This is a genomic window from Pantoea cypripedii (assembly GCF_011395035.1).
Taxonomy (GTDB): domain Bacteria; phylum Pseudomonadota; class Gammaproteobacteria; order Enterobacterales; family Enterobacteriaceae; genus Pantoea; species Pantoea cypripedii_A.
In genome coordinates, this window is sequence record NZ_CP024769.1 from 1 (window position 1) to 13,846 (window position 13,846).

14 protein-coding genes are annotated in these 13,846 nt (G+C 53.4%); 8 read left to right on the forward strand and 6 right to left on the reverse strand.

The window, feature by feature from the left end; genetic code table 11:
• Window positions 1-305 (forward strand): transposase (locus tag CUN67_RS20380; protein WP_208717285.1); only part of this gene is annotated, 305 nt, incomplete at its 5' end.
• Between the two features lie 124 nt (window positions 306-429).
• Here the strand turns inward: CUN67_RS20380 and CUN67_RS20385 are convergent.
• The gene (locus CUN67_RS20385) at window positions 430-1,344 is read right to left on the reverse strand and encodes a LysR family transcriptional regulator (RefSeq protein WP_208717286.1); all 915 of its coding nucleotides are present in this window, start codon (window positions 1,342-1,344) and stop codon (window positions 430-432) included.
• A 128-nt stretch (window positions 1,345-1,472) separates the two neighbouring features.
• Here CUN67_RS20385 and hpxD point away from each other — a divergent pair, with 128 nt between their 5' ends.
• A complete protein-coding gene (gene hpxD, locus CUN67_RS20390; protein WP_208717287.1) occupies window positions 1,473-2,504 on the forward strand; it encodes an aromatic ring-hydroxylating oxygenase subunit alpha in 1,032 nt (343 codons plus the stop codon).
• 11 nt (window positions 2,505-2,515) lie between these two features.
• On the forward strand, window positions 2,516-3,484 hold the full coding sequence (locus tag CUN67_RS20395; protein WP_208717838.1) for a PDR/VanB family oxidoreductase: 969 nt from the start codon (window positions 2,516-2,518) through the stop codon (window positions 3,482-3,484).
• Here the strand turns inward: CUN67_RS20395 and CUN67_RS20400 are convergent.
• Window positions 3,481-4,086 carry a LysE family translocator gene (locus tag CUN67_RS20400; protein ID WP_208717288.1) on the reverse strand — a complete coding sequence of 202 codons (606 nt, stop codon included), beginning with the start codon at window positions 4,084-4,086 and terminating at the stop codon, window positions 3,481-3,483. The genes CUN67_RS20395 and CUN67_RS20400 overlap by 4 nt on opposite strands.
• Before the next feature lie 111 nt (window positions 4,087-4,197).
• Here CUN67_RS20400 and CUN67_RS20405 point away from each other — a divergent pair, with 111 nt between their 5' ends.
• Both CUN67_RS20405 and CUN67_RS20410 read left to right on the forward strand, forming a co-directional pair.
• A complete protein-coding gene (locus CUN67_RS20405; RefSeq protein WP_208717289.1) occupies window positions 4,198-5,112 on the forward strand; it encodes a LysR substrate-binding domain-containing protein in 915 nt (304 codons plus the stop codon).
• Window positions 5,113-5,313: 201 nt separating this feature from the next.
• Window positions 5,314-5,478 carry a general stress protein gene (locus CUN67_RS20410; protein WP_013511857.1) on the forward strand — a complete coding sequence of 55 codons (165 nt, stop codon included), beginning with the start codon at window positions 5,314-5,316 and terminating at the stop codon, window positions 5,476-5,478.
• Window positions 5,479-5,885: 407 nt separating this feature from the next.
• Here CUN67_RS20410 and CUN67_RS20415 read toward each other — a convergent pair whose 3' ends face one another.
• From CUN67_RS20415 to CUN67_RS20425, 3 genes are read right to left on the reverse strand one after another with little or no spacing between them, the layout of a single operon-like run.
• The gene (locus CUN67_RS20415; RefSeq protein ID WP_208717290.1) at window positions 5,886-7,196 is read right to left on the reverse strand and encodes a c-type cytochrome; all 1,311 of its coding nucleotides are present in this window, start codon (window positions 7,194-7,196) and stop codon (window positions 5,886-5,888) included.
• 1 nt (window position 7,197) lies between these two features.
• Complete coding sequence (locus CUN67_RS20420) at window positions 7,198-8,970, reverse strand: GMC family oxidoreductase (protein WP_208717291.1); 1,773 nt, start codon at window positions 8,968-8,970, stop codon at window positions 7,198-7,200.
• Window positions 8,971-8,994: 24 nt separating this feature from the next.
• A complete protein-coding gene (locus tag CUN67_RS20425) occupies window positions 8,995-9,714 on the reverse strand; it encodes a gluconate 2-dehydrogenase subunit 3 family protein (protein ID WP_208717292.1) in 720 nt (239 codons plus the stop codon).
• A gap of 446 nt (window positions 9,715-10,160) precedes the next feature.
• Here CUN67_RS20425 and CUN67_RS20430 point away from each other — a divergent pair, with 446 nt between their 5' ends.
• The 3 genes from CUN67_RS20430 to CUN67_RS20440 all read left to right on the forward strand — a co-directional run bounded on the left by CUN67_RS20430 (window position 10,161) and on the right by CUN67_RS20440 (window position 12,633).
• Complete coding sequence (locus CUN67_RS20430) at window positions 10,161-11,189, forward strand: LacI family DNA-binding transcriptional regulator (protein WP_208717293.1); 1,029 nt, start codon at window positions 10,161-10,163, stop codon at window positions 11,187-11,189.
• Window positions 11,190-11,346: 157 nt separating this feature from the next.
• Window positions 11,347-11,877 carry a DUF2778 domain-containing protein gene (locus tag CUN67_RS20435; protein ID WP_208717294.1) on the forward strand — a complete coding sequence of 177 codons (531 nt, stop codon included), beginning with the start codon at window positions 11,347-11,349 and terminating at the stop codon, window positions 11,875-11,877.
• A 294-nt stretch (window positions 11,878-12,171) separates the two neighbouring features.
• Window positions 12,172-12,633 (forward strand): OsmC family protein, encoded by a 462-nt coding sequence (locus tag CUN67_RS20440; protein ID WP_208717295.1) that lies wholly within the window; start codon window positions 12,172-12,174, stop codon window positions 12,631-12,633.
• A 3-nt stretch (window positions 12,634-12,636) separates the two neighbouring features.
• Here CUN67_RS20440 and CUN67_RS20445 read toward each other — a convergent pair whose 3' ends face one another.
• Window positions 12,637-13,713 carry a diguanylate cyclase gene (locus CUN67_RS20445; RefSeq protein WP_208717296.1) on the reverse strand — a complete coding sequence of 359 codons (1,077 nt, stop codon included), beginning with the start codon at window positions 13,711-13,713 and terminating at the stop codon, window positions 12,637-12,639.
• Between the last annotated feature and the right edge of the window lie 133 nt (window positions 13,714-13,846).

A 13,846-nucleotide genomic window follows, 5' to 3' on the forward strand; every position in this document is an offset into this window, starting at 1 on the left:
AGGTGAGTCGCCATGCGGGACTACACGTTAAGCAGAGCCAGTCAGGGAGCAGCGTAAACCGGCCGGGGCGTCTGGGTAAGGCAGGGAACGGTCACCTGCGCAGGGCAATGTATATGGCGGCGCTGAGTGCGGCGCACCATGAACCACGGGCCAATGCGTTTTACACGGCGTTAGTGGCGAGGGGCAGGAAAAAAATCCAGGCGATATGCGCCATCATGAGAAAATACCTGACCGGCTTATGGAGTTGCATAAAACACGGTCAGGACTTTGATGCAGCGAAGCTTTTTAGTGACAGGCATCCGTAAATACTTGACGCGAGACAGAGTATCTACGGCCCCGTATAGTTATTGACCTGGTCGGCATTACGGTGCAAACCGGTATCATGATGCAACGTGGTTCAACTAAAGACGGCACCACACCCACTGCCGCTCAGCCACCGGGCGGCGTCATCTCATCAATCACTTCGGTGATCCGCTGAATCACCCGTTGTGCCGCACGCGACAGCTGGCGGGAAGGTGCAGTACACAGCGCCAGCGTCAGGGGGCGCAATACGCTGTTTTTTAGCGGCACAAAGTTCAACTGCTTTTCTTCCACTTCACTCATCACATCCAGCCGACTTAACACGCAGATACCAGTGCCCTGGGCAATCAGGCTGCGGATCAGCCGAATATCGTTGCAGGCGATGATATTATCCGGCTCCAGCCCCTGCTTGCGATACAACGCGGCGACACGTTCATGCACCACCAGCGATTCGCCGGGGATGATATGACGTTCACCACTCAGTTCACTGAGCGACAACGATGCCCGTCCACTCAGTGCATGCTGTGGCGGCAGCACTATCCCCATCTCCAGCTCGGCAAACGCCAGCACTTCCAGTCCGCTTTGTCCGGCGGGATCGAAAATCAGGCCAAAATCAATTTCCGCCTGGCGGATTAACTGGCTGATGGCATGGCTGTTGTCTACCGTCAGCTCCAGCCGCAGCCACTGATGTTGCCGGGCGATGTCCGCCAGCGCATCGGCCACGCTGCCTCTGGTCAACGCCTGCACCAGACCGGCACTGACATTGCCGCGTTTCAGTCCCTGAATATCATCAAAACGCTGGCGGGTGACGCGAAATTCACGCTGCCAGCGCATCACATCGTCATACAACAATTCACCGGCGGTCGTCATGCGCAGACCATCCGGCAGACGCTCAAACAACGGCGTACCAAAACCTTCTTCTGCCTGCAAAATCTGCCGGTTGATGGCAGATGCCGATACATGCAACTTCTCCGCCGCTTTGCGCAGGCTGCCGCTGCGTGCCACCTCGGCAAAATAAACCGCGAATCGCGAAAATGGACTCATGTTTCACCTGTACTAATTTTTGCAACACATAATTGAATTAATGCTGATGGATTTGTACAGGGATAATTATCAACAATGACCAGACAAAAATGAAGTCTTTTAATGTGAGCAACCGACAGGACATCGCTATGAACACCATCACCCCACCCGCCCACTGCACGTTTGAACCTGATGACTGGTTGCGTCTCGCAAGCCAATGGCACCCGGTAGCGCGTTCCTGTGACATCGTCGGTGCACCCACCAAAGCGGTGCTGCTGGATGAGCAGCTGGTGGTGTATCGCATCAAAGGTCAGGTGGTGGTGGCACGCGATGTGTGTCCGCACCGCGGTGTACCACTGACACTCGGTTTTCATGATGAAGAAGGAGTGGTCTGTCCTTATCACGGCCTGCGCTTCGGTGAAGGTGGACGTTGTAACCGCATCCCTTCCAGCCCCGGCCAGCCGATCCCAGCCAAACTCAATCTGATTAATTATCAGGTGGAAGAACGCTATGGGCTTATCTGGGTGTGCATGGCACCGGACGCTGACAACCCCGCTCCACTGCCGGTGATGCCGCACTGGGACGATGCCGGGTTCCAGCAGATTAACTGCCCGGGTTTTGATGTTAACGGTTTTGCCGGTCGCCAGGTGGAGGGTTTTCTCGACGTGGCGCATTTCGCCTGGGTGCACACCGAAACCTTTGCCGACCCGGAGAACCAGACCGTACCGCCTTATAACCCCATCGAAACCAATTACGGTTTCGCGGTGGATTACTGGAGTTCCGTGAGCAACTTCGCTGCCGACAGCGACCAGCAGGCTCCGGAAGGTTTCGAGTGGCTGCGCCATTTTGAGATGCACCTGCCCTTCACCGCCACGCTGACCATCCATTTTCCCGGCGAGGCGCGACTGGTGATCATGAATGCGGCGTCACCGGTTTCAGCACGTAAAACCCGCATGTTCGCCCCGATTGCCCGCAATTTTGATTTGCACATTCCGGTAGAAGATGTCCACGCCTTTAACCAGCGCGTTTTCGAGGAAGACCGACTGATGGTGGAAACCCAAATGCCAGAACGCCTGCCGCTTGACCTGACGCTGGAGGCACACATCCCGGCAGATCGCAGCTCGATCGCCTATCGTCGCGGCCTGAAACGCATGGGCTTCGGTGAGTTTTTCCTGGTGTAATGGAGGCGATGATGAACAACGTTTTACGGGTCGTGGTGGATGGTATTTATCGTCAGGGGCGACACAACCTCGGGATTAACCTGGTGGCAGAAAATGGTCAGCCTTTGCCATGCTGGCAACCGGGAGCACATATCGATGTCCATTTCCGCGAGGGTCTGGTACGACAATATTCGTTAACCGGAAAGAGCGAAAACACCGACCATTACCAGATTTGCATTGCGCGTGATAAGCAATCACGCGGTGGATCGCGCTACGTGCACGATGTTCTGCGCCCGGGCCAGGCCATAGACATTTCTCCGCCACGTAACCTTTTCCCGCTCACTCCCGCAGGGAAAGTGATTCTGATGGCGGCAGGTATCGGTATTACCCCGCTGTATGCCATGGCACAGGCACTTGAAGCCGCCGGCGTACCTTTTGTGCTGCACTACTATGTCAGGGAAAGGGGGGACGAAGCCTTTTTGTCGGAGTTATCCAGACCGTTCCAGCACGGTTTCTGCGAAATCTGGCACAGCAGCGAAGGTCGCAGTCCACGCAATCATGCCCCGGCAGAGCTGCTGGACCCCGCTGAAGATACCCATCTCTACCTGTGCGGTCCGGAAGGGTTTATGGCCCATATGTGCGCAACAGCAGCGCAGCACGGCTGGCATAAGGAGAATATCCATACCGAAGCCTTTAAACCTCTGACTGCCGCTCCGGCTAATAGCGATGATGAAAGCTTTACCATCACCCTCGCCTCCAGCGGTCAGCAATGGCCGGTGCCGCCTGACAAGACCATTGCCACGGTGTTGCTGGAAAACGGTGTCGATGTCTCGCTGTCCTGCGAGATGGGCATGTGTGGTGCCTGCCTGACGCGCGTAACCGAAGGACAGGCTGATCATCGTGATACGGTACAATCAAATGCCGAGAAAAACGCCACGGAGCAATATATCGCCCTGTGCTGCTCTCGCAGTTTGTCACGTAATCTGGTGATTGATCTTTAAAGCATTTCCCACAGGTTGTACCCCGCGCCTGCCAGGGCAACCAGCAGCAGAAAACATTGAGATAACATCTCCAGCCGCCGCTGCTGTTTGCCCGCGACCCAGCGGCGAACCACAAGGATGTAACAGGTCATCACGCTGAAATCGAACAGCATCCATACCAATGCCAGCACCAGCAAACTGCTGCCCACATGCGGTGTGATGGAGATGAACTGGGGAAACAGCGCGGCGAAAAACAGAATATCTTTTGGATTCGCGACGCCAACCAAAAAACCCTGACGCACCCCGCCCGGCATCACTTTTTGCTCGCCCGAGGGTAACGCAGATGTTCTCAATCCCCGCCATGCGCTAAAGCCGATATAACCGCACCCTGCCAGCGCCGCGATACGTAAACTTAGCGCATCAATCGACACCAATCCCACCAGCATCAGAGTCGCCAGTCCAATCAGCACCAGCGACGCCCCATGTGCGCCAATCACCGTGGCAAAGGCGCGCCGCATGCCATGACGCGCGGCAGTTCCGGTTACCAGAGCCACCACCGGGCCTGGCGTCACTAATAAGGTGAGAATGGTCAACATATAGGTACTGAGCAATGCCAGATTCATGATCGATAGCTGCAAAGAAAAAGGGATTGTCAGTATTATCGTGCCCGACCCGGTTGAAAAACGGATAAAACTCACGTTGAATGTGAGTTTTACTCAATATAGAAATTCATCATGTCACTCCCTCCCCTCTATGCCCTGCGCGCCTTTGCTTGTGCCGCCCGGCTTGGATCCTTCAGCCAGGCCGCTGCTGTTCTGCATGTTACCCCCGGTGCCATCAGCCGCCATATCCGAACGCTGGAAACGGCGTTTGGCTGTGAACTGTTTATAAGACGCGGGCCAAAGGTCGAAGTCAGCCCGGCGGGCAGCATACTGGCGCTGCAATTGCAGGAGGGATTCGACAACCTTGAACGTGCCTGTGCCACCTTCAGTCAGCAGGGCAAAGCCCTGCGGCTGAAAGCTCCATCGACGCTCACCATGCGCTGGTTGCTTAATGTATTGCAGGCATATCGTGAGCAAAACTCAACGCAACTCGTGGCAATCACCAGCGTCTGGATGGAAACGGACAGTGTCGATTTCAGCAGCGAGCCTTTTGATTGCGCCATCCTGCTCGGCAATGGTGATTTTGGCCCTGAGACTGAAAGTCGCTTGTTATTTGAAGAGTGGCTGATTCCTTTGTGCGCCCCGGCACTCAAACAGCAGGCGCAGCAAAACCTTGCCAGCTGCGAGTTAATTCATCCCACCACCGACCGTCGCGACTGGCGGCGCTGGTTGCACGCCACCGGGCAAACACCCGCCCCTAATCTCTGGCAGGGCAAGGTGTTCGACACCCTGGAACAAGGCAATATGGCGGCAATCAGCGGCCACGGTATTTCAGTCGGGGACCTGAAACTGAGTCTGGATGCCCTGCGCGATGGATTACTGGCGCTGCCGTTTACACAGGCGGTGGCAACCGGAGACGGATATTACTTTGTCTGGCCGCGCGCCTGCGCGAAAACCTCGCAGACCGAAGCGTTGTGGTGTTGGCTGAAAGAACATGTCCCAGGCGAACCGCCGGAGGCAGTCCAACGGGTAAACATTGGCGATTAGAACATTAGGCTGGAAATTATTTTATGGCTATCTAAATCAGCGAAAACAATTTTCACAGCAGAATTTAAACCCGACAAAATTGCAAACTTAGGATTATTCCTGGACCATCATAATTAAAATCACCGCTACAGTTACTCTTGCTTCATGAAGTAAAAGAAGCGCGTACCGTTAATCGCCAAACACATCGATGAGGAATAAACAATGACACAACGTCGTGGTGGTTCAGGTAACTTTGCAGAAGACAAGCAGCGCGCGGCTGAAGCGGGTCGCAAAGGTGGTCAGATGAGTGGTGGCAACTTCCGTAACGACCCGGAACGCGCCATCGAAGCTGGTCGAAAAGGTGGAAAAATCAGTCGCCGCAAGTAACGAAAACACCCGGATACTCCATATTCATTTCTTCTTTTTGTGGGAAATTCTTTCCTGACAAACATTTCACATGCTATCGGAGAGTTATTTTCCCACAAACACCAGGATATTCCCCACCATCTTATACAAGCAGACCATTTAATTTGTACAAGGATATTATCCTTGTACAAATTAAAGCAAAACCAGAGATCATTACATCTCAATTAATAAATGGATCAGACAGCTGCTAACTTTATAAAAAATTGTGATTTCCTGTATTTCCGATACAACTTTCCTGAAGAATATGTCTTTCGGTACGGGTGACTATTCGACACCGTATTGTGATGAGTTGTACAGAATGCACACAAAAACGCGATAAATCGCGCTGCTACCACCCCGCAGCACGCTTTATCGCGCAGGTTTAACGCTTAATGTTCTGCCATTTGCGCAGGCAGCTTCAGTGACGTGCGCTGTTTCGCCACGTCGTCAGTGGTCACAGCGGGTGCCGCATTTCCCCAGCTGTTACGCAGATAAGTCGCTACCGCCGCTACCTGTGCATCCGAAAGCTTCCAGGCAAAGGACGGCATGGCACCGCTGGTTGGGTTACCTGCAGTGACAGCCCCGCGACCACCCTGTAACACAGTGGTGATGATAGATGAGGCATCCTCCGCCATCAGTCCCGGATTACCGGCCAGGCTGGCCGCCAGCTGCGGTATACCTTTGCCGTCGCTGTTGTGACAGGCGCTACAGTTCGCCGCATAGACATTTTCACCCATCTTCATCTGCGCATTATCCGCAGACAACGGTTGCGGGCGCTGCGCACCTGAAGCTGGTACTGACTTGAGATACACCGCAATTGCCTGCAAATCCTTATCGGTCAGATGCTGAGTCGAGTTGGTCACCGCTTCAGCCATCGGACCAGACGCCACCGCGACATGGTTACTGCCCAGTTTCAGGTACTGCACAATTTGGTCGTTGCTCCAGCCACCGATGCCGGTGTAATCATTCGGCGTGATATCTGGTGCGTGCCACTCCGCCAGGTTGCTGCCCTGCAAATAATCGCTGGTATCACCGCCAATCAGGTTTTTCGCAGTATGGCATGCGGCGCAGTGTTCCGGCCCTTCCACCAGATACGCTCCGCGATTCCACTCAGCGGAATGATTCGGATCTGACTGAAAACCGGCGTTTTTAAAGAACAGCAGATTCCATCCCATCATCGCCAGACGGATGTTATACGGAAAGCCGAGGTTGGTTTCCGGCACCTGATAGTGCACCGGTTGTACCGAACGCATATACATCCACAGATCGTGCATATCCTGATCGGTCAGCTTAACGTAGGCGTTGTAGGGCATGGCCGGATAGAGATTCTCACCCTGCTTGCCTTTACCGTGGCGTACCGCGCGGAAAAAGTCCTGCTCGGTCCAGCTGCCAATCCCGGTTTCCACATCCGGTGTGATGTTGCTGGCGTAGATACCACCAAATGGCGTACTGATCGAATAACCTCCGGCCAGATGCAATTTGCTGTCCGGCATGGTGTGGCACGCGGTACAGTCGCTGGCAATCGCGACATAGCGGCCACGAACCACCGCCGCAGCATCATCAGCGCCGGGTGGCTGGCTGGTCAGCACATTCTGACTGGCGACGTCATCCGCAGACGTGTTCCCGTTTTGCCACAGCAAGGCCGCAGCCACGGCGGCGGCCACAATGACCACGCCACCTGCAATCGTTGTTTTTTTCATGTCACACCTTCACCAGCGGGCCAGGGTTTTTCCGGTACTGCTCAAGAATGGCTTTCGCCGTCCACAGACTGAGGGCACCAATGGTGCCGGTGGGGTTGTAACCTGCGTTGTTGGGAAAGGACGATGCCCCGAGCACAAACAGGTTATGTACATCCCAGCTCTGCTGATAACGGTTCAAAACGCTGGTTTTGGGATCGGTGCCCATCACCGCACCACCAATGGTGTGATCGCTGGCGAAGTTATAAGGGGAATAGCTACCCGACGCCGAGTTGGTGCCAATCACCTGTTTTGCACCCATCGCTTTACCAATTTCGACGCTTTTCTCTTCGATGAACTTCGCAGAACGACGATCGTTGTCGTTGTAGTCATAGGTGACGCGCAGCAGTGGATTGCCGTTGTCATCTTTGTATTCCGGGTCGAGATCGAGATAGTAATCTTCGTGTGAGTAGCTGGTGCCCTGACCGAAGATAAAGGTGGCGTTCTGGAACGCATGGGTATAGGCCTGTTTCCACTCTTTACCCCAGCGCGGCGTACCTGGCGGCAAGGCATCGGCGTTACCAATCGGCCGCGCGCCACGCGCAACCACCAGAATGCCAGCCCCGCCGATAAAGCCGAGGCCGGTGTGGTCGAAGTTGTCGCCGTTATAATCGTCAACCTGCTGCGACAGCGCACCGGCACCGATGTACTGGTTAAGGTTCTCATCCGCAAAAAACAGACTGGCACCGGACACGGTCTGGAAACTGTAGGCGCGTCCCACCACACCGGTTTTGCTCACCGGATCGTAAGGTTTACCAATTTGCGACAGCAGCAACAGCCGCACGTTTTGCATCTGGAATGCCGACAAAATCACGATATCCGCCGGTTGTTCCCACTCTTTCTTATTTTTATCGATATAGGTCACGCCGGTGGCCGTTTTACCATCAGCGGCTTTATTGACGCGCACCACCGCAGAATCCGTCAGCACGGTGAAGTTTTCACGTTGCATCAATGCCGGGATCACACAGGCGTTGGGGCTGGATTTGGAGAAGTTGCCACAGCCGTAGTACAGGCAGTAGCCACAATAGGTGCAGGGTCCCATACGCACGCCCAGCGGATTGACGTAAGCACGCGAAGCCTGTCCGGCGGGCACCATAAACGGATTCAGGCCCAGCTTCTTCGCACCATCACGGAATAAATCGGTCAGACGCATGCTTTCCAGCGCAGGCAACGGATATTCGCTGCTGCGATTGCCCTCGAACGGGTTGCCATCAGGAATGATTTCACCCTTCAGCTTGCCCGCTTTGCCCGACACCCCGGCAATCTTCTCGAAACGATCATAGAAAGGTTCCAGCTCGTCATAGGTGACGCCCCAGTCCTGCAAAATCAGCCCTTCGGCGATCTGTTTTTTGCCATAGCGAGTAACGGTCTGTGTATAGGGTTCAAAATCGAACGGGGTGAAGCGCCAGGCCATCCCGGCCCAGTGGGTTCCGGACCCGCCAACGTTATAGCCCAGCTCGTTGAGGTTCCACTCACGTGACGGCAGCGCTGTCTGGGTGCGATTGTTACGGAAAGTGGTGGTTTCCACCGCAGGCGGCAGTAGCATGCTGCGACGGGTATCCCAGCGCAGTTCATCGGTATCAATCGAGGGGGGAAAGTCAGTCGCGGTTTCAAACCACGGGCCACGTTCAATGGCAACGACATTCAAACCAGCACGGGTCAGTTCTTCGGCGATCAAAGAGCCACACCAACCCAGACCGACGATGACGACATCAGCTTTTGGACGGACATTATTCATGTTCAGAACTCGTTATTGCGGGAATTAAAGGGTGTTATCAATCAGGCTGGTAGGAATGATGTTGAGCTTTTGCCCTTTCTTCGCCAGCAGGTCACGGAAGTCATAGCGCGCGCCGGGGAAACCAATCATCTTCCAGCTGGCCATATCTTTATTGCCGCCGTAGATCGGATCAGACAGGAAACCTTCACGGACGTTTTGCAGTAGCAGTTCGAAGAACACCCTGGTTTCTACCTGTTCGCCGAGATCCAGTTTGTTGCTCTCCATCGCCTGTAATATCGCGTCCTGTTGCTCGCCATTCAGCGCCACAAAGGTTTTGCCGAACTGTTTTTGTGTCGCGGTATCGAGTGCCGCGATGCCGAGACGATAGCGCTGCGCGGGGGTCAGGGGTGACTGAGGGCCCTGCTCCGGGGTGCCTTTCACAAAGCGACCAAGACGATAGACCGCGACCGCGTGACCGTAATCACCGGCCAGCTGGCGATCAATAAAAATGGCGCAGCCTGCTTCTTTGCCACTGATGCTCAGGTCGTCAGCGGGAATAAAGCGCTCGGCTATGGCACCCACGGTGTCGAATTCGTGTTGCGTGAGATATTGCAGCCCCCCTGTTCTTGGTGGGGCGGGTGGCGTTTGTACTTTGCCGGGTTGCCAAGGCTGCCCGCCATTGACGACTTCAGCCTGCGCCAGCGTGGGGATCGAGGACGCCACTCCCAATGCGGTAATGGAAGTGAGAAATTCTCTGCGTTTCATATTTTCCCTGCCAATGAATTTGTCACATTGCAAACCGGGCTAAATAACAGACGTGTTTTAGCCTGGCGATAAACATGCCATAAAGAAAAACTGTATAAATTAAATACAGACGTGCCCTTTGGGCGTTTAATAATCAGAATAACAACGAGGTAAGAAGCTTTACATTCAAATCAAGGAATTAAATAAAATTTAACAACGATGCAAAGGTTAATTTCTCACCCTGCATTTTGAAAGGGTTTTCTTGATGGTTTTCCATCATGGATTTTTTTTAATTCTGGTTGCGATCGGTTGTACAGTGCGTTTTTGTTTCGCAACATTCCGGGGCTTGCAAGCGGCAATCGCCTGAGCATAATACGACGAAAAAATAAGCCCTGCTGTGATGAAGAAAGCAAACTTTGCTGCCGAATGATACGGCACGATTTTTATACTGGTGTCCTGAGGAAAAAATGAAAAAACTCACCCTGATTAAGGTGGCCGAACTGGCCGGGGTTGGGATCGCGACCGTCGACAGGGTGTTAAATGAGCGGGGCGGGGTCAAGCCCGAGACAGCACGCAAAGTATTGCGTGCCGCACGTCAGGCGGGTTTACAACGTCTGCTGCCGGAGGAATCTCAGCAGCCGAGGCAGGTTGAAGTTTTTTTAAGCAGCAACAACACCTGGTTTTTCCGTCAGTTGGCTGAAGAATTCGCCCATATCGCCGATCGACTTGGCTATCGCAAAATTAAATTATTTCGCACGCTGGTGGCTGAATCACAACCGGAAAAACTGGCAGAAAAGATAAAAATAAGTAGTGAATTACGCGACGGTATTATCGTCTTTGGTCACGATTATCCGGTTATTCATCAGGCATTACTGGATTGCCAGCTAAAATCAGTTCCGGTTATTTCACTCGCCACTGACTTACCCGAATCTTATCGTTTGTGCCACGTGGGAATAAATCAATATCAGGCCGGACGCACCGCCGGTTTATTAATGAGCCGCAGTATGCCAACGGAAGGTGACGTTATTATGGTCAGTGGGCGTTTTGATTTCCGCGCCCATATTCAACGTATTTCCGGTTTCCGCGATGCCATCAGCCAGCGCGCCCCCTGGCTGCGTCTGCGTGAAGTGCTGGCCGGTGAAGATGAGCGCCACAAAATACGTACCTTGCTGCATCAGACATTGCAGCAATCAACCAATGTGGTCGGCTTATATAATTCCGGCGATAGCAATAGCGATATCAGCGAACTGCTGCGGCAACATGGTCTGGCCGGTCGCTGCTGCTATATTACTCATGAGCTTTATGATGTGACGCACCGGTTATTACAGGAAGATGTGCTGGCCTATACCCTCGATCAGAACGCGCGCCAGCATCCCGAGCTTGCCACACAGCTACTGCTGCGCCATCTGGAACAAGGCTACCAGCCTGATTTATATCAGGATGGCAGCGTAGAACTTAGGATTGTCACCGCCGAAAATCTCCCGCAAAATCGGTAAAACGCCCCACGGCGTCGTCGCGCCGCGACGGACATTTCCCGCAGGTTGTACCCCGCGTCGCCAAACAGTTCAATACACCTGATTAATTACCAGGTGTTACTGTACATCACCCAGGAGTATGCTCCCCCTCTCCAGTAATTCTGTTTAAGGGAATAACATGCAGATAATGCGAATGAATTACGACGACCTGACTAAAGGTGGTGGTGAGGCTAAATTACACGTCTATGGGGTGGGAACCTTTCCAGTGTTTAGCGGTGAAAAACCTTACACTAACTATCCAAACTGCGCATTCATTAAAAACAGCGCTATTCCGGTCGGAAAATACTGGATAGTTGACCGTCCCCTGGGCAGCTTTGCAAACCAGGCAAGAGCTGCGATATGGGACAGCGTTTCAGGCAACAGACATGATGAGTGGTTCGGGCTATTCAGTGATTCGACAATGAGCGACAGAGTTTTCATAAATGGTGTAGCACGTGGTAGTTTTCGTCTTCACCCGGTAAGACCCGATGGCTCAGGAATCAGCCAGGGATGCATTACTTTTGTCAGACCAACTGACTTTCAGCTTGTTCGCCGCTGCATGTTAGCGAGAATGAAAACCCTCATTCGGCGGGGAAGTCTGGAACTATCGGTATATGGCAGAGTGGATGTGAGAGGGGAAAGTGATTTTGAAAACTGTAAATTTCGCTAAGAACATTGCCATTTTTGTCGTGTGTGCGGTGCTGGCGTTCATACTTTCAATGTATCAAATGCCCCTGAGCAACCTGACACAGTCAATTGTGACATGGTCGTATGATCACTTTAGTTATCTGCTTACTGATACCTATGAAAGTGAATCTGACCCTGTAACTTTCTTCACACTAATTTCGGTCCTGTTCATATACTCCATAATTATTTTCCTTATTTTTAAAATGGTTATGCGTTACTTTAAAAACAGCTAATCATTCAGATAATACGCGCCAATACAACAAAAGGAGCAGCAACGATGGCAGCACGGGAACATCATTATCAGGTGACAGTTCGCTGGACCGGCAATCGCGGTGACGGCACTGCCAGTTACACCGCTTATGATCGCAATGGTGAGTTACTGGCAAACGGCAAGCCAACCCTGCCGCTGAGTGCCGATCCTGCCTTTCGTGGCGATGCCACGCGCTGGAACCCGGAGGAGCTGCTGCTGGCGGCGGCCTCTGCCTGTCATAAGTTGTGGTATCTGCATCTGTGCGCTGATGCCGGAATTATTGTCGAGGGCTATGAGGATGCAGCGGAGGGGACAATGGTGGAAGGCACGCGCGGTCGGTTCACACAAATCACCCTAAAACCGCGCATTACCTTGCGCAACCCGGCGGATGCCGACCGTGCGCGGGAGTTGCATCATCAGGCCCATGAAGCCTGCTATGTTGCTAACTCCTTTAACTTTCCGGTGAACTGCGAACCGCAGTTCGATTAAGTTTCATGCCGCGCCAGCCAGCGCGGGTTGCCACAAGCGCACCCCGTTACGTCCGGCGCGTTTCACCTGATACAAAGCTTCATCTGCATGGCGTAACCAATAGCCGAGCGATTCCGCATTGGCGGCAGCGGCAATGCCAATGCTGACCGAGCAACTAAAATCGGCTGACGCTGGCAAACGTAACTGCGCAATCTTTTCCTTCAAACGTTCCGCCAGTGCCACCACCGATTCATCACAAGCGTGATGCACAATCACCCCAAGTTCATCGCCGCCAAAGCGGGCCGGAATATCCTGTATCCCGACATAGTTGCGCAACAACGCCGAGATTTCAGCCAGCAAAAAGTCACCGGCTTCATGGCCCCAGGTATCGTTGACCGCCTTAAAATTATCGACATCGATCAGCAATAGATAGGCGGAACTGTCACCCCGGCGTGTGCTGAGGAACTCACTCTCCAGACGCCGTTCAAACAAGCGCCGATTGGGGATTTCCAGCCCCGGATCCATCAGCGCGATGCGCTCCAGTTCGCGGTTCCGTTTGCGCAATTGCCAGGTCAGGTTGTAGGAAGCCACACTCAACGCCAGCATATATATCGTCGCCAGCGGCAAAGTCAGCCAGACTGTCTGGCGACTGAACGCCAGATGGAAGCCCGTACCATCGACCAGCCACACCACCATAAAGGTGCAAAAGAACGCCTGCAGCGCCGCCAGCAGCTGTGCGCCTCCGCCTGCGGCATAGCGGTCTGAAGCCAGCACCGCCATGATGACAAACGACGGCATCGGACTCATCCCCATCAGCGCCACCCAGATGCCACCAAAGGCGGCGTCCAGGGTCAGATTCCGTCTCTCCGTCGCGGTGGAATCTTCTGCCCGTAACGCGAGGCGATAGGCGATCCAGGGCCAGATAAAGGCGTTGATAAATAACAAACCACAGAATGCCAGGCCGCGATTCATTTCCATCAGAACCGAGAGGATCGGGAAGAAACACAGGATCGTGCCAAGTTGGCGCATCAGGAACATGCGACGGACGAAGCGTACAGAACGTCGCTTCAGGTGATTATCATCGGGTGAGTAGTAATTCATTCACGGGGAAATATCAGATCGTCAAGAAATCCAGTTTATCGGAAAAGCACGACCCCGAACGGATTTTTTCAGATTTTTTCCCTTGTACATTAGTAACAGAATAAATTTTTAACACTCTGGAGGGAAAACAAGC

Coding starts and splice junctions, on each gene's coding strand:
- CUN67_RS20405 (WP_208717289.1), top strand. CDS start 4,198: ATGTCACTCCCTCCCCTCTATGCCCTGCGCGCCTTTGCTTGTGCCGCC.
- CUN67_RS20425 (WP_208717292.1), bottom strand. CDS start 9,714: ATGAAACGCAGAGAATTTCTCACTTCCATTACCGCATTGGGAGTGGCG.
- CUN67_RS20430 (WP_208717293.1), top strand. CDS start 10,161: ATGAAAAAACTCACCCTGATTAAGGTGGCCGAACTGGCCGGGGTTGGG.
- CUN67_RS20385 (WP_208717286.1), bottom strand. CDS start 1,344: ATGAGTCCATTTTCGCGATTCGCGGTTTATTTTGCCGAGGTGGCACGC.
- CUN67_RS20420 (WP_208717291.1), bottom strand. CDS start 8,970: ATGAATAATGTCCGTCCAAAAGCTGATGTCGTCATCGTCGGTCTGGGT.
- CUN67_RS20440 (WP_208717295.1), top strand. CDS start 12,172: ATGGCAGCACGGGAACATCATTATCAGGTGACAGTTCGCTGGACCGGC.
- CUN67_RS20395 (WP_208717838.1), top strand. CDS start 2,516: ATGAACAACGTTTTACGGGTCGTGGTGGATGGTATTTATCGTCAGGGG.
- CUN67_RS20445 (WP_208717296.1), bottom strand. CDS start 13,713: ATGAATTACTACTCACCCGATGATAATCACCTGAAGCGACGTTCTGTA.
- CUN67_RS20435 (WP_208717294.1), top strand. CDS start 11,347: ATGCAGATAATGCGAATGAATTACGACGACCTGACTAAAGGTGGTGGT.
- CUN67_RS20415 (WP_208717290.1), bottom strand. CDS start 7,196: ATGAAAAAAACAACGATTGCAGGTGGCGTGGTCATTGTGGCCGCCGCC.
- CUN67_RS20400 (WP_208717288.1), bottom strand. CDS start 4,086: ATGAATCTGGCATTGCTCAGTACCTATATGTTGACCATTCTCACCTTA.
- hpxD (WP_208717287.1), top strand. CDS start 1,473: ATGAACACCATCACCCCACCCGCCCACTGCACGTTTGAACCTGATGAC.
- CUN67_RS20410 (WP_013511857.1), top strand. CDS start 5,314: ATGACACAACGTCGTGGTGGTTCAGGTAACTTTGCAGAAGACAAGCAG.